Source organism: Streptomyces sp. NPDC050856 (assembly GCF_040653855.1).
In the GTDB taxonomy this organism is placed as follows: Bacteria; Actinomycetota; Actinomycetes; order Streptomycetales; family Streptomycetaceae; genus Streptomyces.
Genome location: NZ_JBFAGV010000011.1, coordinates 58706 through 78207 on the forward strand (window position 1 = coordinate 58706; position 19502 = coordinate 78207).

15 protein-coding genes and 5 pseudogenes are annotated in these 19502 nt (G+C 69.1%); 11 read left to right on the forward strand and 9 right to left on the reverse strand.

Annotation, left to right across the window (positions count from 1 at the left end; genetic code table 11):
- Positions 1 to 8: 8 nt before the first annotated feature.
- The 4 genes and pseudogenes from AB0H53_RS13030 (at position 9) to AB0H53_RS13045 (ending at position 3331) form a co-directional block, all read left to right on the forward strand.
- Positions 9 to 758 (forward strand): HAD-IA family hydrolase, encoded by a 750-nt coding sequence (locus tag AB0H53_RS13030; protein ID WP_362110844.1) that lies wholly within the window; start codon positions 9 to 11, stop codon positions 756 to 758.
- Positions 755 to 1519, forward strand: a pseudogene (gene fabI, locus AB0H53_RS13035) (enoyl-ACP reductase FabI); the annotation flags it as partial. The gene AB0H53_RS13030 and the pseudogene fabI, both read left to right, overlap by 4 nt.
- A 131-nt stretch (positions 1520 to 1650) precedes the next feature.
- Positions 1651 to 2652: an NAD(P)-dependent oxidoreductase gene (locus AB0H53_RS13040; protein WP_362110847.1), complete on the forward strand. Its 1002-nt coding sequence runs from the start codon at positions 1651 to 1653 to the stop codon at positions 2650 to 2652.
- A gap of 172 nt (positions 2653 to 2824) precedes the next feature.
- A complete protein-coding gene (locus AB0H53_RS13045; protein ID WP_362110850.1) occupies positions 2825 to 3331 on the forward strand; it encodes a class I SAM-dependent methyltransferase in 507 nt (168 codons plus the stop codon).
- Positions 3332 to 3445: 114 nt separating this feature from the next.
- On the opposite strand, the gene AB0H53_RS13050 is transcribed toward AB0H53_RS13045, so the two are convergent.
- Complete coding sequence (locus AB0H53_RS13050; protein ID WP_362110853.1) at positions 3446 to 5122, reverse strand: hypothetical protein; 1677 nt, start codon at positions 5120 to 5122, stop codon at positions 3446 to 3448.
- Between the two features lie 235 nt (positions 5123 to 5357).
- On the reverse strand, positions 5358 to 5570 hold the full coding sequence (locus tag AB0H53_RS13055; protein WP_362110856.1) for a cold-shock protein: 213 nt from the start codon (positions 5568 to 5570) through the stop codon (positions 5358 to 5360).
- A gap of 1227 nt (positions 5571 to 6797) precedes the next feature.
- Here AB0H53_RS13055 and AB0H53_RS13060 point away from each other — a divergent pair.
- The 3 genes from AB0H53_RS13060 to AB0H53_RS13070 all read left to right on the forward strand — a co-directional run bounded on the left by AB0H53_RS13060 (position 6798) and on the right by AB0H53_RS13070 (position 9671).
- Complete coding sequence (locus tag AB0H53_RS13060; RefSeq protein ID WP_362110859.1) at positions 6798 to 6926, forward strand: helicase; 129 nt, start codon at positions 6798 to 6800, stop codon at positions 6924 to 6926.
- A 425-nt stretch (positions 6927 to 7351) separates the two neighbouring features.
- Positions 7352 to 7813: a hypothetical protein gene (locus tag AB0H53_RS13065; protein WP_362110862.1), complete on the forward strand. Its 462-nt coding sequence runs from the start codon at positions 7352 to 7354 to the stop codon at positions 7811 to 7813.
- Positions 7814 to 8144: 331 nt separating this feature from the next.
- Positions 8145 to 9671, forward strand: a complete 1527-nt coding sequence (locus tag AB0H53_RS13070; RefSeq protein ID WP_362110865.1) for an RICIN domain-containing protein — start codon at positions 8145 to 8147, stop codon at positions 9669 to 9671.
- Positions 9672 to 9729: 58 nt separating this feature from the next.
- Here AB0H53_RS13070 and AB0H53_RS13075 read toward each other — a convergent pair whose 3' ends face one another.
- Entirely contained in the window at positions 9730 to 10236 is a 507-nt protein-coding gene (locus AB0H53_RS13075; RefSeq protein ID WP_362110868.1) for a hypothetical protein, read from the reverse strand.
- A 43-nt stretch (positions 10237 to 10279) separates the two neighbouring features.
- Positions 10280 to 11374, reverse strand: a complete 1095-nt coding sequence (locus AB0H53_RS13080) for a hypothetical protein (protein ID WP_362110871.1) — start codon at positions 11372 to 11374, stop codon at positions 10280 to 10282.
- 408 nt (positions 11375 to 11782) lie between these two features.
- Here AB0H53_RS13080 and AB0H53_RS13085 point away from each other — a divergent pair, with 408 nt between their 5' ends.
- Positions 11783 to 12502: a hypothetical protein gene (locus AB0H53_RS13085; protein ID WP_362110874.1), complete on the forward strand. Its 720-nt coding sequence runs from the start codon at positions 11783 to 11785 to the stop codon at positions 12500 to 12502.
- Between the two features lie 62 nt (positions 12503 to 12564).
- Positions 12565 to 14403: an FG-GAP-like repeat-containing protein gene (locus tag AB0H53_RS13090; RefSeq protein ID WP_362110877.1), complete on the forward strand. Its 1839-nt coding sequence runs from the start codon at positions 12565 to 12567 to the stop codon at positions 14401 to 14403.
- Positions 14404 to 14666: 263 nt separating this feature from the next.
- On the opposite strand, the pseudogene AB0H53_RS13095 reads toward AB0H53_RS13090, so the two are convergent.
- Positions 14667 to 15248: pseudogene (locus tag AB0H53_RS13095) on the reverse strand (DinB family protein); the annotation flags it as partial.
- Between the two features lie 192 nt (positions 15249 to 15440).
- A complete protein-coding gene (locus AB0H53_RS13100; protein ID WP_362111134.1) occupies positions 15441 to 15992 on the reverse strand; it encodes a hypothetical protein in 552 nt (183 codons plus the stop codon).
- A gap of 105 nt (positions 15993 to 16097) precedes the next feature.
- Between AB0H53_RS13100 and AB0H53_RS13105 the strand changes: the two are divergent.
- Positions 16098 to 16384, forward strand: a pseudogene (locus AB0H53_RS13105) (transposase family protein); the annotation flags it as partial.
- 33 nt (positions 16385 to 16417) lie between these two features.
- On the opposite strand, the pseudogene AB0H53_RS13110 reads toward AB0H53_RS13105, so the two are convergent.
- The 3 genes and pseudogenes from AB0H53_RS13110 to AB0H53_RS13120 all read right to left on the reverse strand — a co-directional run.
- Positions 16418 to 16963 (reverse strand): annotated as a pseudogene (locus tag AB0H53_RS13110) (IS5 family transposase); the annotation flags it as partial.
- A gap of 272 nt (positions 16964 to 17235) precedes the next feature.
- Entirely contained in the window at positions 17236 to 17739 is a 504-nt protein-coding gene (locus AB0H53_RS13115; protein WP_362110880.1) for an N-acetyltransferase, read from the reverse strand.
- Positions 17740 to 17968: 229 nt separating this feature from the next.
- Positions 17969 to 18304, reverse strand: coding sequence for a hypothetical protein (locus AB0H53_RS13120; protein ID WP_362110883.1), 336 nt, complete (start codon positions 18302 to 18304; stop codon positions 17969 to 17971).
- 205 nt (positions 18305 to 18509) lie between these two features.
- On the opposite strand from AB0H53_RS13120, the pseudogene AB0H53_RS13125 reads away from it, so the two are divergent.
- Positions 18510 to 19220 (forward strand): annotated as a pseudogene (locus AB0H53_RS13125) (transposase); the annotation flags it as partial.
- Positions 19221 to 19502 lie beyond the last annotated feature (282 nt).

The window sequence follows — 19502 nt, forward strand, 5'->3', positions numbered from 1 at the left end:
ATGCGCCGATGAGTGACGGACGGCTGTCCACGCCCTGTTACCGGGCGGCGCTGTTCGACCTGGACGGCACACTGGTGGAGTCCCACGGCACCATCGACCGGCACACGCGCCTGTGGGCCGAGCGCCTCGGCCTCGACGCGGCCGAGGTCATGCGGGTGTCGCACGGTCTGAGGGACCGGGATTTCGTCGCGATGTTCGTGCCGCCGTCCCGGGTCGAGACCGAGCTCCGGTGGCTGCACGAGCTGTCGTGCCGTGACACGGCAGGGGTCACCGCCACCCTGGGCGCCGCCGCACTGACGAGATCCCTGCCGCCGGGCGCCTGGGCTGTGGTGACGTCCGCGGCGCGCGAAGTGGCCCTGCGCCGGCTCGCGGCCGCCTCCCTGCCCCGGCCCTCCCTCCTCATCTGCTCGGAAGACGTGGCGAACGGCAAGCCGGCGCCCGACAGCTACCTTCGGGCGGCGGCCGCCCTGGGGGTCGGGGTTCAGGACTGCCTCGTCTTCGAGGACTCTCCCGCGGGACTCCTCGCGGCGCGGTCGGCGGGCATGGCCGCGGTGGCCGTGGGGTGCGGCCGGGACGCCCCGCACGGCACGCCGGTGACCGACCTGAGAGAGGTGGGCATCGAGGCTGCCCCCGACGGGCGGCTGCGGGTCACGCGCCCGGTCGCGCACCCGCCACGCCCGCCCCGGCGATCACGTCCAGGGAGCGAGCGACCCCGTTCGGTACGGCGAAGCGCGGAACAGTCATGGGAGCGGTCATGATCCTCAAGGGTAAGCGCGTGCTCGTCACAGGGCTGCTGTCCCCTTCCTCGCTGGCCTTCCACATCGCCGCGCTGGCCCAGCGGGAGGGAGCGGACATCGTCGTCACCGGATCCGGACGCATGAGCCTCGTCGAACGTGTCGCCGGAAAGCTGCCGCACCCGCCTCCGGTCATCGAACTCGACGTCCGCAGGCCCGACCACCTGGAACGACTCCCCGCACGGGTGCGCGCGCACCTGCCGGCTCTGGACGGTCTCGTCCACTCCATCGCCTACGCTCCGCAAGAGGCCCTCGGCGGGGAGGACTTCTGCGCCACCCCCTGGGCTTCCGTGGCGGAGACCCTCCAGGTCTCCGCCCACTCGCTGGCCTCGCTCACCCACAGCTGCCTGCCTCTCCTCGAGGGACACGGCGGCTCCGTGGTCGGTCTCGACTTCGACGGTCAGGTCGCGTGGCCGCGCTACGACTGGATGGGCGTGGCCAAGGCGGCCCTGGAGTCCACGTCCCGTTACCTCGCACGCGGGCTGGGACGCAAGGACATCCGGGTCAATCTCGTGGCGTCGGGGCCCATCGGGACCCTTGCCGCACGGTCCTTCCCCGGCTTCGACGCCCTGGTGGAGGCCTGGCGGTCACGGGCTCCCCTCGACTGGAACGCCACCGATCCGGAGCCCGTCGCGCGGGCGGTGGTCGCTCTGCTGTCGGACTTCTTTCCCCGCACCACCGGAGAAGTGGTGCATGTGGACGGCGGCTTCCACGCGATGGGCGCGGGGCGTCCCCAGCGACGAGGAGGAGCGGACCCGTTCGGCTCCTCGCATCACCCGCGTTCTTCGGACCCGGACGTACCGAGAAAGCAGTGATCACCGAAACGAAGGACTCGTCACCACACGGGAGGGAAACCATGCCGCTCACCATCAGCATCGTCGGAGCCGCCGGCTTCGTCGGCACGAACCTCGCCCTCGCGGCTCTGGACGCGGGCCACCACGTGCGCCTGGTCGACGTCGCCGACCGCTTGGGGCGCCTGAAGGCGTCCGGGCTGCTCGACCGGGCACCGCACCAGTTCGTCGATCTCTCGCAGCCCGGAGCCCGCCTGGACGGTGCGGCGGACGTCATCGTCCACCTTGCCGCGCTGCCGCAGGTGGACTTCTCCCTGTACGAGCCGGCGCGGGTCCTGACGAACAACACCGCTGTCACGGCAGCCGTCCTCGACTCCGCCCGCGCGATGGACGTGCCCGTGCTCTTCACCTCGTCGATCGAGGTCTACGGAGGGAATGACGGGGCTCTGTTCACCGAGACGAGCCCGCTGCTCCCACTCTCCCCGTACGCTGCCTCGAAGATCGGCTGCGAGGAGTACCTGGCCTCCCTCCGGCATGGCTTCGGCACCGAGACGACCACTGTCCGGTTGACCAATCTCTACGGCCCGTGGCAAGCCCCGGACCGGATCGTGCCGCGGGTCACCGCCCAGGGGCTGTCCGGAATGAAGAGCGAGGCGGTCACCGGAAAACTGCGCGACTTCCTCGCCGTCGAGGACGCCACTCGCGCTCTGCTGGGGCTTGTGGAGCGCCCCTCGTGGGGCGAGACGTTCAATCTGTCCGCCGGCCTGCACACCGGGCTCGAGGAGGTCGCCGACACCATCGCCGAGCTGACGGGCTCGGGACCGGTGGTCCGCACGAACTCCCCGGGGAAGGACGGGCGGGGTCCCTCACTGGTCGCGTCCGCCGCGCGCCTGGAACAGCGGCTGGGCTGGCGTGCGCGGATCCCGCTGTCCGACGGGCTGCGCAGCACGGTCTCCTGGTACGCCGACCACGAGTCGTGGTGGCGCCCCTTCGAGGCGCAGTTCGGAGCCGATCGCAACGGCCCGGACTTCCTGCTGGATCACACGTATCCCTTTTGGACGGACTGACCTGACCCGCAACCTTGGGAGGACCAACCGTGGAAGCTCTTGTTCACGACGTCGTGCGGACCGTGCAATCATGCCTGGTCGCGGCCGGGGTTCGTATCCGTGAGGGGTCGTCTTCGCCGGCCCAGCTCGCCGACCTGATGAAGGCCGCGAGCGCAAGCGATGTTCGGCGCTCGTGGAGGTCGGATTCCACGCCGGCCTGTCGAGTTACGCCTTCCTCGAGGCGAACCCGAAGGCCCTGGTCACCTCGTTCGATCTGGGCTTCCATGAATGCGTGGGTCCGGCCAAGGAATTGATAGACAAGACGTTCCCCGGCCGTCATCAGCTCGTCATAGGCGATTCGAAGACCACGTTGCCGGAATACCGCGGCAACGCCCCCGACGTCGAGTTCGACTTGGCATTCATCGACGGGGGGCACCGCCTGGAGGACGCCAGGTCGGACATCGAATCCCTGGCTCGGATGTGCAGGCCGGGAGCCACGGTCATCGTGGACGACATCCTTCCGGACCAGTTCTGGGGGAAGGGGCCCAGTCAGGCGTGGGACGAGAAGGTGCGGGAGGGCGTGGTCGTGGAGCGTGCGCGGCGTTCCTCGGAACCGAGCGGGGACGTCTTCTCAGCCATGTGGCCGAGGTTGGGCAGCTACCCTCTGCCTCGCTGCTGGGTCATAGGGACGTTCGTCTGACGAGGGCCTGCCCGGGGGCTCCGGGCAATCTCCGAGACGGGCGAGAGGCGGCGGGCGGTCGGTCCCCGCCTACCGCCGGGCGCCGTGGCGGCGCTGAACCGGGCGTCACGTCCGTCAGCTCGACGAGCACCCGACCGCCGGATCCGCCCGGCGTCGCGGAACACCTCCTCGGCGGCCGCCCGCGCTTCCGGGCCGTTCGGCTGAAAGTGCCCTGATCGGACGGTCCTGTCGCCGGTTCGATCCCAGCGTGGCCGCACTCCCCCGGGCCCGTGCGCTCCCTGGGCCCCGTACCCGGCCCGAACCGGCACTACGCGTCCTCTCGGGGTCCTGCGGGGCCAGCGCGGAGACCTCGTACGCGAGGCCGACCGGCACCGCGGCGTCCACCGCCCGGATCACCTTCCCGCACCCGCTGTACTTGTGGGGCGAGAGCTCCATCAGACAGCCGGACGCCGCGAAGAGCGTGCGGTCTTCGCCATCTCGCTCCAGGCCGACGATCTCGGCGAAGCGTATGCGGTGCACTCGCCCGTCCCCGTCGAGCTCCGCCACACCGTCACCGGTCAGCACCAACCGGGACCGGCGCGCCCCGCTGTACTTCGCGCGCGCCAGCAGCGATGGCCGGAACGTCTCGCCCGCGGGCAGGCCGCCGTGCTCCCAGCAGGCACCCCGAGGCAGCGGCCGTCCGTCCAGGGCGGCCAGCCGGGGCTCGACATCCGGCGCCACGGCGAGCTGTGCGGTGGCCAAGGCTTGCGTGAAACAGGCACGTACGTCCTCGGGGACGACGGCACGCAAGGCGGCCAGCCGGGCCGCGGCGTCCCGTGACGGCAGCCCGAAAAGCTGGGCGGAGGCCGCCGAGTCCAGCTCCGCCTCCACGGCGCGAGGGTCCGCGTAGCTCTCCCGGAAGCCCTCGATCTCCTCTTTGAGCTCCGCCTCGGTGGGCAGTTCGCGACCCAGGCGCAGTGCTTCCTGCCAGAGCAGGTCCGCTATCTCGGCTTCCTGCCCGGGGCGGGAGTCGAGTGAGAGCAGGCTGTCCATGGTGTGCTCGTCACGCAGGCTCGACTCGACCTGGACCGCGTAGCTCAGGCCGCGGCGGTGCCGGGCGAGCTCGGTGAGCCGGTGCTCGAGGAGCGCGAGACCGAGAGCCGCGGCCGGTGAGCCCAGGGGCATGGTCAGGGCGATGCCGGCGCCCTCGATCGGCGCCTCGTCCCAGGACGCGCCGGTACGTGCGGCGGGGGCCGTGCGCCGCGGCGGCCGGCCCTCGGGCAGTGGTAGCCGAAGGCCCTCGGGCGGAGGCCCGGTGAGTTGCAGGACGGCGTTCACGCGGGTGAAGTACTCGGCGGCGTGGGCCCGGACGGTGTCCGCGGAAAGCCGGTCGTAACCGGGCCCGGTGTAGGGCGCGAGGCCCGGCCCTCGGGCCCCGAAGCGCTGGTTGAGCAGGAAGGCAGCGGCCGGGGAGGTCACCGAGGAGGCCTCGGCGGTCAGGATGCCGGCCTCGTGCTGGATCCGGTCCAGCGGCAGGTCGGACAGGGCGGCGCAGACCGTCGCCAGGAAGGCGGTGATCTGTTCCGGGCGTCCTGAAGCGGTGAAGCGGGTGGTCTCCAGGTCGACGGAGGCGTTGTGTTCGTGGTGCAGCCGGGGCAGCGTGCTCATCGCCAGGTGCTCGATGAGGTGGGTGACTCCGATGGTGCGGAAACTCTCGTCCCGGGCGCCGCACCCGAAGGTGAGCGTCGCGCTGAGGGGAGCCGGGCCCCGGGTCCACAGAACGGTGACACCGTCGACGATCATACGCTGCATGGGCCCGACTCTACCGACAGCCCCGGGCGGGGCCCGGGCCCCTGGGCCACGGTCTCGGCCGTGCGGGACCGGCGGCTCACGCCGCCGGCCGCACGACGGGCGCTATGCGACTCGGGCCCGACGCCGGCCAGGACGGGCGATTGCGGGGCGCCCCGGCGGACGGCCTGGTGGGCCGGGCGGCGGGCGCGGACGGCTCCCGGGCCAGCAGCAGGTGAGGCGCTCGCCTGGTCCGGGCTCAGCTCTCCGGGACGACCTCGTCCGCCTGCATACCCTTCTGGCCCTGCACCGCGACGAAGGTCACCTTCTGACCCTCCTTCAGACTCTTGAAACCGTTCCCCTGGATCGCCCTGAAGTGCACGAAGAGGTCCGGGCCGCTTTCAGGGGTGATGAAGCCGAACCCCTTCTCATCGTTGAACCACTTCACGGTGCCGGACTGCCGCTCCGCCATGTCCACTCCCTCAATGTCACGTGCTCAGGTCGGACGCGCAGGACGCCCGACGAGCTGATCATTCCCGAAGGCGGGACGAAGGTCGCGGAGTTCAAGGCTGCTGGCTGGTAAAAGTCGCGCTGCGTGTGCCTGCCGACGTCTCCATACGTTGCCTTGGACCACCGTTCGGTGACACGCCGCCGATCAAGGTCGCGTGAGACGGGAGGGCAGGGACTGCACGGGGATGCAGGACACGGGGGTGCGGGCGCAGAGCACCGTCTACGGCAGCCACCAGGCCGTCGGGGTGCTGGAGGGCGGCCAGCCGCTCCCAGTCCCCCAGCTCGCCAACTGCTCGGCCGAGGTGCTGTGGGCGGCACGTGCCCGTTCAGTGATCGCTTACGGCGGGGCTCCTTCGGGGGCTTCGGGGAGATTCCGAGCAGGAGCAGCAGGCCCAACTCGCCTGCGCCCTCCACGGTGGGCAGTGGGGCGGCGCTGACTGCCGCTTCGGGGCTGGTCATGAACCCTCGACGACCTTCGCGTCCGGGGTCAGGAAGTCGCTCCGCGGTGTTCCGGTCATCAATGAGTCTCACGCCTTCCGTTGGTAGGGAGTGGTACCCGCGACGGGTCACCAGTCGCGCCAGAAGCTCGCACCGAAGGACATGCCACCCGAATGGGCGAGGACGGCGCGCGCCCCGGCGGGCGTACCGTTGCGCGCCCCTACCATGCGCCGCCCGGGGCCGTCGCCTTCGAAGCAGGCCTCCCATGGCGGCCGGGCGGGGTGGTGGGGCGAGTGGTCCCCTTCGGGCGGGCAGGCAGCTCGTCGCCGTCGACCAGAGCCTTCTGCCCCGCCGGGGTCAGGTTGCGGATCAGGTGCCACCCGTCCTCGCCGTTCGTCTCCGCCAGTCCCAGCTCCGCCGGCTACTTCATCGCTCTGCGCACGTACCACCGGCCGTCGGCGTCCTCCGCCGTGATCACCTGGGGCATCTGCCGATGTGTCTGGGATGACCCCGAGCGGGAGAATGAGGCTCACAGCGCGCACCATGTCCGGCGGAAGTGAGTGAAGCCCGGCCCCGGGGACGGCGATGGACAGTGTGCCTTGAAGTGGTTGCCGCGCCTGGAAGTGCAGTCCGCTGGCGAGGTCGTCCTGGGCGATGTCGTCTCGCTCAGCCAGTGTGAGCCACCGGGCGGATGAGCCGGCGGTGGTCCGCTCCACCCGCGCACAGGCTCTCTGCAGGCCCCAGGGTCCACGTGAAGAGGTTGCCGAACGGGTCGGAGGTCAAGCTCGGGGTGTTCCTGAGCAACAGCAAGAGCCGCTGGGCCAGACCCACCGCCGAGGAGCTCCAGGCGCTGGCCGGCCTCGGGCTCGACCGGGCGTGAGCTGGCGACGAAGGACGGGCGCGCCGGCGTCGGTGCCCCCGCGCGGGCTTCGGACCATGCAGTGAAGCGAAATCGCTGGGCCCTGTCCTGGTAAGCAAGGGGATGAACAGGGCATCCGGTTATCGTTCGAGTGGTGGAGATTGAGTCAGATCCGCATTGCCGCTGGGCCGGAAGGAGGCCCGGCGCAGCAACTCTGAACCGGACGCTGAATCGATTCTTTGATCACTTAAGAGTCGCTGGGGATTTATTAAGACGCTTTTTGACTCCTCAGGAGCAGTCACCGGAAGGCCTCCCGACCGCCCCTTTGTCCGAATGGTTTCGTTCAAGGACTCTGTGTCCTGATGTGAGGAGTCGCGGCTCCGCTCGGCGGGGAGTCCTCCGCACGAGACATCGCTTCTTGCCGTCGACACCGAGGAACCGCGCCCATGAGCACCCCCCCTCTCACCCCCTTGGCCACTAATCGGGCACCGGACGACACCGTCCTCGTCTGGGACGAGACCCGTTGGGAAGCCACTGTAGGGACCTGGACCGACCTGCCCGGCGCCACCATCGATCTGAAGATCGGTCAGGGCACCGCTTCGTACGGGGCCATCTTCGTGGCGACGTTCAGCGCCGAGGCCCTCGCCTCCCACCCCAACAACAACGCGGTCGTCAGCGCCACCGTGTTCTTCGGCAACGACCCGGCCGCGCCGGTCAGCGCCAACCATCGCTTCGTGACGGCGCGCGGCAATCCGGAGTGGTCCTCCCACACTCTGATCCGCGTCGCCGAGTTCCAGCCCGCCTTCCCCACCCGAGACGTCACCGCCCGCGTGAAGGTGATGGCCTCGACCGGTGCGACGGCAGGCTTCCAGAACTGGCTCCTGAGGATCGACCGGTACAACCTCTGACAGCGCCCCTCTGCTCGTGCGACCTGGCGAGGAGGTGTCGGGGACCGGGCCCGCAGCCACGTGCGGTCAGCGAGCGACGCACGGCGGAGTACGCGGACATGCTGGACGGGGTTGGTCGCCGATGGCGCACGCGGCTGGCCGGTCCAGTCCGGGGCGTCACTGTAACCGAGCCGTTCGTGTGGGGGCATCGGTGACGATCAGCTGCCCGTCCGCTGCGCTATCCCCTCAGCGAGCTGTACGGGGGATCACTCGCAAGTATTTCTCGAACTCGTGCGGCTTTCTGACATCGGAACACAACCAATGCACAGCGAGGGAAGGTGAAGGGACGACGATGAGCACTACCCATGCGGAGCCCACAGAGGGCGAGAACTCCGCTCCTGCGATCAGCACGGTGGCGGGAACCGGGGTCGGCGGATCGGAGGGGGGCGACGGGCCTGCCGTCTCGGCCCAGTTGAACTTTCCGTACGGGATCGCGCTGGACGGCAGCGGCGCCCTCTACTTCTCCGACCACGGTAACCACCAGGTCCGGAAGATCACGGCTGACGGAACGATCAGCACCATCGCGGGGACCGGTACCGCGGGCTACCGGGGCGACAACGGTCCTGCCGCCTCCGCCCAGCTGAACTGGCCTCGAGACGTGGCGGTGGAGGACACGGGCACCGTCTACGTCGTAGACGCCAGCAACCACCGGATCAGAAAGATCACGCCCGACGGAACAATCAGCACGGTCGCCGGCACGGGCAGGGCGGGTTTCGGCGGCGACGGCGGCCCCGCTACCTCTGCCCAGTTGAACGTTCCGTTCGGACTGGCGGCGAGCAGTACCGGCGCCCTTTACATCGCCGAGTACAACAACCACCGGGTCCGGAGGATCACCGCTGACGGGAAGATCAGCACGGTCGCGGGAACCGGGGTCGCAGGATCCGCGGGGGATGGCGGGCCGGCGGTCTCAGCCCAGCTGAACCGTCCGCAGGCAGTCGCAGTGGACGACTCAGGCAATCTCTACATCGCCGACAGCCACAACCACCGGGTCCGGAAGGTCGCGGCGGACGGGACGATCAGCACGGTCGCCGGCACAGGCACCGCGGGCTTCGACGGTGACGACGGCCCGGCGACCTCGGCACAGCTGAACTCCCCCTTGGGAGTAACGGTGAGCCGCGATGGCACCCTCTACTTCTCCGACCACCGCAACCACCGGGTCCGGAAGGTCGCGGCGGACGGGACGATCAGCACGGTCGCCGGCACAGGCACCGCGGGCTTCGACGGTGACGACGGCCCGGCGACCTCGGCACAGCTGAACAATCCGGTGGGGATCGCGCTGGACGGCAGCGGCGCCCTCCACATCGCCGACCACGTCAACCACCGGATCCGGAGGATCGCGGCGGCGAGGGTGGCCGACTTGCCCGCTTCGGGCACGGTGGTCTGCTGGGCGAATGTCCGCAGCGGGCTGCGGATGGGAGTGCACCGGGAGTCGACCAAGGACGGGGCCGAGGTCCACCAGGTGCTCGCCTCGCCCAGGGGGCACCAGCGGTGGCGGTTGATCGCGGTGGGTCAGGACGCCGGTGAGGTTCTGTACCGGATCGAGAATGTGCGCAGCGGCAAGGTCCTGGAGGTCGCCGGCGCCCGGGAGACGGCGGGGTCGGCGGTCTCACAGCGGGCGTACGAGGGCGACGACGCGTACCACCAGCACTGGAGGCTCATCCCGATCGGCTCGGCGACCGGCACCCCGCAGGTGTTCGAGATCGCCAACCGCAACAGCGGTCTGCTGCTGCGGGTGGACACCAACGCTCGCACGCCGGTTGAGCAGCACGGGTCGGAGGGTGACCGCCGGGGCCGCCAGTGGCAGTTGCTTCCCTCGTAGCGAGCGAGAAGGGGGGCAGGGGCGGTCGCGCCCCTGCCCCCCTTCTCGCTTCCGAGTTCTACTCGGACCGGGACGGCTTCTCCGCGGTCGCTGTGGGCGCCTTGGGTGCTTCCGGAGCCTTGGGGGCCTCCGGGGCCTTGGGGGGCTTGGTGAAGTCGCTCTTCTGCGGCCGGCTCTCCAGGTCCTCGTCCTTCTGGAGATCGCCGTACTCCTTCACCGTCGCGCTGGCCTCCTGCATGCCGGCGGACGCCGCCTCGCTGACCGAGCCGGGATCCTGGGCGTACTGGGCCTGCGCGCCGGCGGAGGCCTGGGTGGCCTGGATGAGGGAGCCGAGGAACCCCAGGACGGCCCGTGCTTCGGGGGATGTCTCCTGCACGATTTTCGCCCGGGAGGAGGCGCCGTGGATGGCGCTGTCGAGCAGGCTGGTGCTCGGGTCGTCGTACGTGGCGTCGTCGGAGTCCTCGAAGTCGACGCCGGCGCCCGGCTGGGGCTTCGTGCTGTTGGTGGTCACGGAGAAGAGGCCCGCACCCTTGCCCGCGGACTTGAAGATGTTGTCGAACACCATGGTCGTCACCTCTGGTCGTCTTCGTGGCGGCGGTGCCGCGCGGTCAGGGCTGCTTGTAGAGCGTTTGCTGGCTGACGGTCAGGCTCTCGACGTCGAGCAGGGTGTGGTGGACGTCCAGGGCGGAGACGACCTCGGCCAGCCCCTGCATGCGGAAGCCCCCAGGTGTCAGGTCGATGTCACCGATGTCGCGGGCGACGATCTGGCTGCGTCCGGGGTAGGTGCCGGGCTGCGGGGGCGACAGGACCGCCACCGGTACGGCGTACTGAACCGCGACCAGTCCGGAGAAGGTCACCGGGATTTCGTAGGTGTACTGCCTGCGGGTCCGCCGCTGTGTGACGATGGTCTGCACGCGGGAGTTCGCCGGCACCTTGCCCGAGATCTGCGACTTCGAGGCCCAGCTGGTGTTCAGGGAGCCCCCCACGGTGGCCGCGATGCCCAGGGCCAGCTGTGCGTTGAGCGACGCGTTGCCGGTGGCGCTGCCCGAGGTTGTGAACCCCACCGAATTGGTCATCGTGTTCGATGAGGAGTTCGTCGCGGAGCTGCTCGCGGACGTCTCGGTGGTGTTGGCGTTGTCGACCCCGACGCTGTCCTTGCTGTTCTTGTTGGTGACGGCGTTCGCGTTCTTGTTCGCCGTCCCGGTCTGGCACGACGCCGCGAGCTGCGACTGCAGGTCCAGGCGGAGCTGGTTCTGCAGTTGCAGCTGGAGCGAGGCACCGACGCTGCCGCCGAAGGTGAGCTTGGCGTCCCCGTGGAGCGACCAGGTGACCCCGTTGGAGACGGTGAAGTCGACCGAGTCGGTGAAGGTCATCTCGGACTGGCTGCGGTTGACGTACGAGCGGGAGGAGAAGGTGTCGGGCGGGGGCTGGCCGATGTCGCCCCGCACCTCGATCAACGGCTCCCCGAGGTTCATGTAGGCGAGCCAGCCCCGCTCGAACGCGCTCCCGGAAAAGGACCCGAAGCTCGACTTGTTCACGGAGAACCCGACGGGCTTGTGCTTCACACCGGAGGCGTCGACGTAGACCAGGTTGGGGTGGTCCAGGATGGACTGCCACGTCTGCTCGATGTGGAGTTCCCGCAGGTTCTTCTTCGTCAGCGGCTGACGCTTGGCGTCTACCAGGCTGTATACGGTGGAAGGCATCTACCCGTCCTCGACTAAATCCGGCCCGAACCGCGCTCGGCGAAATGTAAACAGGGATTTGCGCACGTTCTGCCAGTCGAAATTACCGCTCCCCATCCGACTCGGGAAGACACATCCACATGTCACGCTCAATCGAGTGATCGATTTTCGGAAATCACTTCCGAAACGCCGGCGAAGTGACCTTTCTTCACCGCCTGTCACTCGATCGATGACTTTTCGGCACCCCTGCCCGTGGGTACCGTGACTTCGGGCATTGCCATGGATGAAATTTCATTTTCAGCCATTGCTCCGATTTCGGACAGTCCCTCGGTGAAAACGATCAGTCTGCGGTAATGCGACGTGACGGTCCGCTGGATCGAGCGCCCGAAGCATTGCTCTCCCCCATTCGGAACAGGTGAGGTTTTCGCGATGTACACCCAAGAACGCACCACAATGTCCAATCTGGTGGTCGGTGGGCCGGTGGCGGTGAACAGCTACGACAACGCGATCGTGGCGGCGCTGGTCGAGAACCGGCCGGTCATGCTCGTCCACGCCTTCAACGGCGGCTTCCTGCGACCCGCAGAACTAGGCGAGGAGAGCCACGACAAGGGCGTCCAGCTGGCCACCGCCCTCGACGAGACCGTCAAGGAGGCCAAGGGCCACCTCTGGTACCTCACCCCGGCCGGCTTCTTCGGACAGCGCCCCCTGTACTTCATCGAGAGCGCTGCCGGCCAGGTGACGCCCAAGCCCGCGAGCGCGGGCGGGACCGACTCCGGACGCGGCGACGACGGCACGCCCAAGCCGCAGCGCAGGCGCATCGCCGTTCACCAGGACGCGCCGCAGAGTACGGCCGACACCGTGCAGGTCGGCCTGCCCGACAAGGTCGGCGACAAGTGGCGAGGGAAGAACGGCGCGCCCGAGGACACCCAGCTCTGGGTCGTCACGGTCACACCGTGGGGCGGCATCACCTTCGTGCCCATCACCCACCCCGACACCATCCTCGGTTTCAAGGACCACGCGGTGACCGCCAACAGCGAGGTGCGCCTCACCCACAACTGGGGCGGGGACTTCACTGGGACGGTCATCAACACCTTCTACCCGCGCCTGCCCAGCGAGTGGAACGTCCCCTACCACCACGTCTTCACGTGATCGGCGGCCACCGCCGTAACCGTCCCGAGCCACCGTCCGCACCGCCTGGAAGAGGCACCACGATGCCCGTCCCCACGGAAGAACTGAAACTGGAGATCGTCAACGCCGCCACGGGGAGGACCCTCGACGGCAGAGCCTCACCGGGGCAGGACGGGGCGCTCGTCGTCCGTGCGCTCCCCGAGGACGGTCCGCCCCCGGAGCAGTGGCAGATCGTCCCCGTGCAGTCCGCGCAGGACGAGCAGGCCTATGTGATCCGCGACGCGGCCGACGGCAAGGTACTGGAGCGGTCCGCCGCCGGGGACGGTGGTATCCGGCAGGGGGACGCGGCCGACGGCAAGAAGGACCAGCAGTGGCGCGTCGTTCCGATCGACCACGAAGCCGATCTCTACGTCATCGAGAGCGCGGCCGACGACACCGTCCTCGACCTCGATCTCGACAAGTCCGGTGACAACGGGACCCCGGTCGTCCTGCGCGCGTACGACGAGGAGGCCGAGAGCCAGCGGTGGCGTTTCGTGCCGGCCGAGCCGGAGCGCGTCAGCGACTCCGTGCTGCGGTGGGCACGGCTGGGGCACTGGAACGGCCGACAGTCCTGGCGGCTGGCTCCCTCGGCGGCGCTGCGGCCCGCACCCGACGCGACGCCCTCGTTCAGCGACTTGCTGCTGGTCCTCGAGCGGTTCGGAAGCGACCAGGACGCCGGCGGATGGAAGAGTGAAGGGGCCGCGCCCTGCCCCGGCGGACAGCCGGGCTCGTGGGCCGGGCTCGGTGCGCGGTTCCTCGCCAACACCGCCGGCAAGGGATCGGCGGACATCATCGGGCTCAATCCCGCCAAGGGGGCCGTGACGGCCGCTGCGAGGGGTGACGGCACGTTCGACGACGAGGAGCGCGTCCTGCGTCCGCCCGCGCCCTCCCCGAGCCCTGAGGACCTGTGGGCCTTCGCGGACACCACGGGCGAAGGCAAGCCTGGCATCGTGGTGCTGGCCGCGGACGGTGTCCGGGTGTCCTGCCAGGAGGAGGACGGGACGTTCGCACCCTCGGGCGGCAAGCCGGTCCTCGAGGCATTCGGCCACGGCGATCAGGCCGGTGGGTGGCTGGTCGACAAGCATCCCCGCTTCCTCGCCGACACCACCGGCAACAGCCGCCTCGACATCGTCGGCTGCCACGACGACGGCGTCTGGGTCTCCCTCCAGGACGAGGAGGGGAAGTTCGCGCCACTCCCCGACGAGCCCGCTCTCCGGGCGTTCGGCCACGACGAGAAGGCCGGTGGGTGGCTGGCTGACAAGCATCCCCGCTTCCTCGCCGACACCACCGGCAACAGCCGCCTCGACATCGTCGGCTGCCACGACGACGGCGTCTGGGTCTCCCTCCAGGACGAGGAGGGGAAGTTCGCCGAGCCCCTGTACGTCCTCGACGACTTCGGGACCGAGCAGGGGTGGGCCTCGGCCGGGGAGCATCCCCGGTTTCTGCTCAGGACCACCGGCGACGGGGCGACGGACATCATCGGCTTCGGGCCCCACGGCGTCGTCGTCGCCCGCGGACGCGGTGACGGCACCTTCGAGCCCTCGAAACTCGTCCTGAACGACTTCGGCACCGCCCAAGGCTGGACAGCCACGAAGCACCTGCGATTGCTCGCCGATGTCACCGGCGACGGCAACCCTGACATCGTCGGCTTCGGCGACGAAGGGGTCTGGGTGTCGCACAACCTCGGCGACGGCCGGTTCGAACAGGCCCAACTCGTCTGCCGCGGCTTCGGGTACAACGACGACGCCGGCGCCTGGCGCGTGGGCCGCCACCCCCGCTTCCTCATCGACATCACCGGCGACGGACGCGTCGACATCGTCGGCTTCGGCGGCCCAGGCGTGTACGTGGCCCGAAACCTCCACCGCCGATTCCGAACCCGATAGCCCCCAGGAGAGCAATCAACCTCCACCGCCGGATCAAGACGATCCACCATCCACACGGCGGAAAGCGTCACACCGGCTCGGTGTGCGGCCCAGCACGCCTTCGTCTGTCAGGCCGCACCCCGAGCAACCGACACCGCCAAGGACGACTGGGACCGCATCCTCGGCGTCAGCCTTACCGGAGCGTTCCTGTGCAACCGTACCCAGATCCGGCACAGGCTCCGCCGGAACAGCGGCGGCGCCATCGTCATGGGGACAGTCTTCTGAGCCTTGGTTGGTGCGGTCGTCCTGGCAGCCTGCTCGATCTTCGCGAAGTGGGCTGCACGGGCTTCCTCGTCGATCGGCTGCTCGTTTTCGGCGCGCATCCCGGTCCGGCCGTCGACGCCCTCGCGGAGAATGTCGGCGTGCCCGGCATGCCGGATGGTCTCGCCGAGGACATGGACCATGATGGCGAACAGGTTCGTGTTCGGATAAGGCTCCGACCACCAGGGAATGTGGCCGGGGGCATCGAGGGCAAGCTCGTTGATCGTCGACCCCGAGTGTTCCCACGTGCGCCGGTAGAACTCGATGATCTGATCACGCGTCTCGTTCCCGGCCGCCCATTGATCGCTGCCGTCGGAGTCCTGCCACCGGCACAGCGGTTCCGGAGAAGGGCGGTCAAAGACCTCGCCGAAGTACCTGGCCTCGACCGTGGCCACGTGTTTGACCAAGCCGAGGAAGCTGGTCCCGGTCGCTGTCAGAGGCCGGCGCACGTCGTATTCGGACAAGCCGTCGAGCTTCCAGAACAGCGCCTCACGGTCCCGCCGCAGTCTCTTGTGCAGGTTGTCTTTCGCGAACCCATCGATCATGCGGCACGAGCCTGCCACGGGCTGCTCATGGTCTCAAGATCCCGTACGCGGACCGCAACGACTGGACGAGCCGTGGTCAGCTATGGCCACCACCCCGACCTGCAAGGAGCTCAGGAACTTGTCCACGTGAGACAACCTCCAAGGCTTGTCCCGCAATTCTTGCGGGCCTTCGCGGGTGCTGACGGTGGGCGGTCAGCGCCTCTCCATCAGTGTCGAGTAGGCCCTCTCAAGTCCCTGGGCGTAGCCAGCCCCCAACTCGACGTAGACGTGCCCGCTGGCCGCACAGGCTTCACGCAAGGCGGTGCTTTGTTCCCTGACCCACGCGGCGATCTCCCGATAGGTGGTGTCATCGGCTCCGTCGAGCCAGTCCGGGGCGGCCCTCAAGTGTTCGGTGGTCAGCTCCGTGTTCCCCAGGAAGACGCAGCTCAGTGGCACCCCGAGACCAGCGGCGGCGGTGGCCGCGGCCGGCGTGACGATGTCGCCCTCGACCACGTAGCCGTCCAGGGGATCGGAGTCGTCGAGGCTCTCCGCGGTGGCACGGATGAACTCAACGAGGAAGGGCTGCGCCGGTACGGCCTTGTCCGGGTGCGTGCCGTGGCGCACGCCGTGCTGGGGTGCGGCGCGCTGCAGCATCGAGACCAGAGCGTCGGTCGGGCATCCCGGGATGCCGTCCCGTTCCAGCAGCATCCACGCGAGTGTGCTCTTGCCCACCCGTGGCGGGCCGCCTATCAGGTAGATCATCACGTGCGAACCGTACCCCGGGCGGCAGTTCGGATGGTCTCGCGGTGGCGGAGTCGTGACCACACCTTCAGATCGGGCAGGTGAACGTGCCATGGGACGATCTTGGCCGTGGCTGGTGTGATCACGGCGTCGCAGCCGTCCTGGACAGCCCCGTTCACCGGGCTGAACCCCCTGCTGCCTCGACAAGTTGGTGACGATGCTGCGGCGTGAAGGCACGGACGCGGTCCGCCGGGGCCGACCGTGGCCTGCCGCTGGAAGACCGGGTGCTGCTGGTCGCGGCGTGCTGGCGCCCCCACTTGACGCTGCGCCAGCTCGTTCCGCTGTTCGGCATCTCGAAGTCCGCAGCCGACCGCATCATCAACCATCTCGGCCCGTTGCTCGCGCTCCGGCCGCGCGGTCAGGGCGAGTTTGTCCCGGCACCAGCCGACGAGGGAGCCGGTGTGGCCGCCGTCGGCCCACACGAGGTTGATGTCGCGGTGCAGACGGCGCAGCCGGATCAGCAGGCCCGCCGCGGCGTCCCGGTCGCCGATGTTCCCGGCGGTGACCGCGACGGTCAGGAGCAGGCCGAGGGTGTCGGTCACGATGTGCCGCTTGCGGCCCGGCACCTTCTTCCCGCCGTCGTAGCCGCGTGAGGCGGTCGGCACCGTCGCGGCGGCCCGCACCGACTGCGCGTCGATGATCCCCGCCGTGGGCTCGGCCTCACGGCCCTCGCGCGCACGGAGCGTCCCGCGCAGCCGATCGTGGAACTCGGCGATCAGCCCGTGCTCGCGCCAGCGGCGGAAGAGGGCGTAGACCCGGGCCCATGCGGGGAAGTCCGCGGGCATCGCCCGCCATGAGATTCCGCCCACGACCAGGTAGCGGATCACGTCCAACAGCTGCCGGTGGCAGTAGCCCTCGGGCCGTCCACCCCGCCCCTGGAACCAGGCCGGCACCGGCAGCAACGGCCGGACGGCCGCCCACTCCGCGTCCGTCATGTCCGACGGATACCGGCGCACCCGGTCCGGATGGTCGGCCGCGTTGCCGTACACGTGCGGGAGGCAATCGCACGACACGGCGAGCGAGTTGAAGTCAACGTGCTCGGGCACGAACAACAAAGACAACAGGGCCTCCGGGAACCACTCGGAATGGGATCGCACCCCCGAGCTACCAGGAGGCCCTGCTTTCCCCCGCGGAAGCCGCCGCAGTCGACCGATCGAGGCTCCCGTTCGATCGAACAACCTTCGAGATCGGTACGTGCAACAACCACTTACGTGTCGGGGTGCTCCGGCAGGGCGAGCCAGTCCGACCAGGAGATCTCGCGGCCGAGGAAGCGCGGCTGCTCGAACGGCCAGTCGGCGGCGATCCACTGCGGCACCAGCGCATCGAGGGCCTGCTCGACCTTGCTGCCCACCAGCTCGTCCACCACCCACCAGGAGATCTCGCCGTCCGCGCCGGCCCTCTCCGGTGGGTCGATGTAGACACAGCCGAGCAGAGCTGTCTCCGCCGCGTCGAGCAGCGCGTAGTTGAAGGACTGGTGTGCGGCGATCTCCTTCTCGTGCCGCAACAGGTCGGCCTGGTCAGCCTCGTAGGTCATGGTGGCCGCGGGCCAGCCCCAGGCCGGGCCGAAGATGGTCCACAGCCGCTCGCGCGAACCCATCACAGCTGGATAGTCGAGCGGGGTGTCCGCCTCCCGGATCGGCCGCAGGTGATGGCCACCGCCCGGCAGCGGTACCAGGACGGGGTGGACGAAGTCATCGGGAAGCCAGCTCATGACGCCCGACCGTAACAGCACGCGGCCGTCCGCACCCCTGGGTTTTCCCCGCATACCGCCAGGCCCTGCTCTCATGCTGGGCATGGCCCGCGATCACCCGATCACGACCTGTGAGGCGTCCCAACAAATCTCAGCCGTGCGGTTCTGTTGCCTGTTGTCCGGGAACCCGATCGCGGCCACCTCGGAGACAGGCTCGGGCTCTGCGAAACCGTGGTCAGGCAGGGGCAGCTCAACTGTGCTGGGCCCGGCCGGGCTTTGCGCGCTCGCTGCGCACGAGCTTCCAGAGCAGCCCCAGGGTCAGTGACTGAAGGACGGCGCTGACGGCCAGGGTGACGACCGAGAGTTCCTGGGACGGCTTCGCGAACCCGCCGATCGCCTCGGCAAACTCCATGAGCAACAGGGCCGTGGGAGAGGTCACCATGAGGACATAGAGCCCTGCGAATTCTTGGGGGCCCTCGATGAGGGCAGCGATTACCTCGAACACCGCGACCGCTCCGACAACTCCCAGGTAGACGGCGGAAAAAGGGTTGGCGAAGGCGATACGAAACAGCTTGCGCGCGATCATGAGGGTCCCCCGGCAGGTGAAGTGGTCCCTCATGTTCCCGAAGAGCATGAGGCCGTGGCATGGGTACGCGTACTCACCTCACTGCGTACGAAGTTCAGGCGCCTCTGCGTACGGTCGCCACGCTGGCCCGTCATGTCTTCCCGCACGTGCACGCCTCGGTCGTACGGACGACCCGGCCGCCAGCCACGCCTGTCACCGCGCGCACCGGCCGCCCGAGCACGGACCGGAGTTCCGCCTCGCCAGTTCGGAGACCTGGCCGGAGCCGGCGGTGGTCACCGTGAATGGCACCCCCCGCTACGGCAAGGCCGAAGTACGCGCGTGGGACCGCCTCCATCCCGAACTCCAGCAACGTTCCGCCTGGATCGACCACCACAGCGAACTCCCCGTCTTTGAGGGCACCTCAATCCGGCTGGAGGTCGATCACCTGCCCCGTGACCGCGAGGCGCCACCGGTCTGGCTGTGGTCCTCCGCGACCGGCGCAAGCCCGGCCGACGTCGACTTCGTCTGGTCGAGCTACCTGCGCAGATTCGACCTTGAGCACACGTTTCGTCTGTTCAGGCAGTCCCTCGGCTGGGCCCGTCCCCGCATGCGCGACCCGCAGGCGGGCGGACCGCTGGACCTGGATCGTCACCGTCGCGCACACCCAGCTCCGCCTCGCCGCACCGCTGACCATCGACGTGCGCAAGCCCTGGGAGAAGACCACCCGCCCCGGCACCGTTCTCACACCGACCCGCGTCCGACGCGGCTTCCGGCATCTCCGGCCCCATTTGCCCTGCCCGGCCCGGGTGCCCAAACCCAGCCGGGCAGGCCCCGGACGCCCACCCGGCTCCAAGAACCGGCACCCCGCCACCAGGATGTGGGCAAAACCATCAAACGACCCAGCACCCTCTACGAACGCGACCGGGTGAGACCTTAAGTCGTCTGGACGAGGTCAGCGCTATCGACCTCGGGTTCCCCCACGCCATGCTCGCGAGCGACCACATCCGCCTCCAGACCCGCGGCGACCTGAAGATCCAGGCCCGCCGCTGACGATCGAGCAAAGCGCAGGGAGCGGCGATTACCGCTGCCACTGACCGGCGTCCGTCCCCTGGACGCCGGCCGGACCGACGCGAGGGCAGCTTGTGGTCACCGACTGGGCGGCTGGCGACAGAACGGCTGCCGATTGATCGTTTGTGACGGAATGGATGCCTTGTCCGTA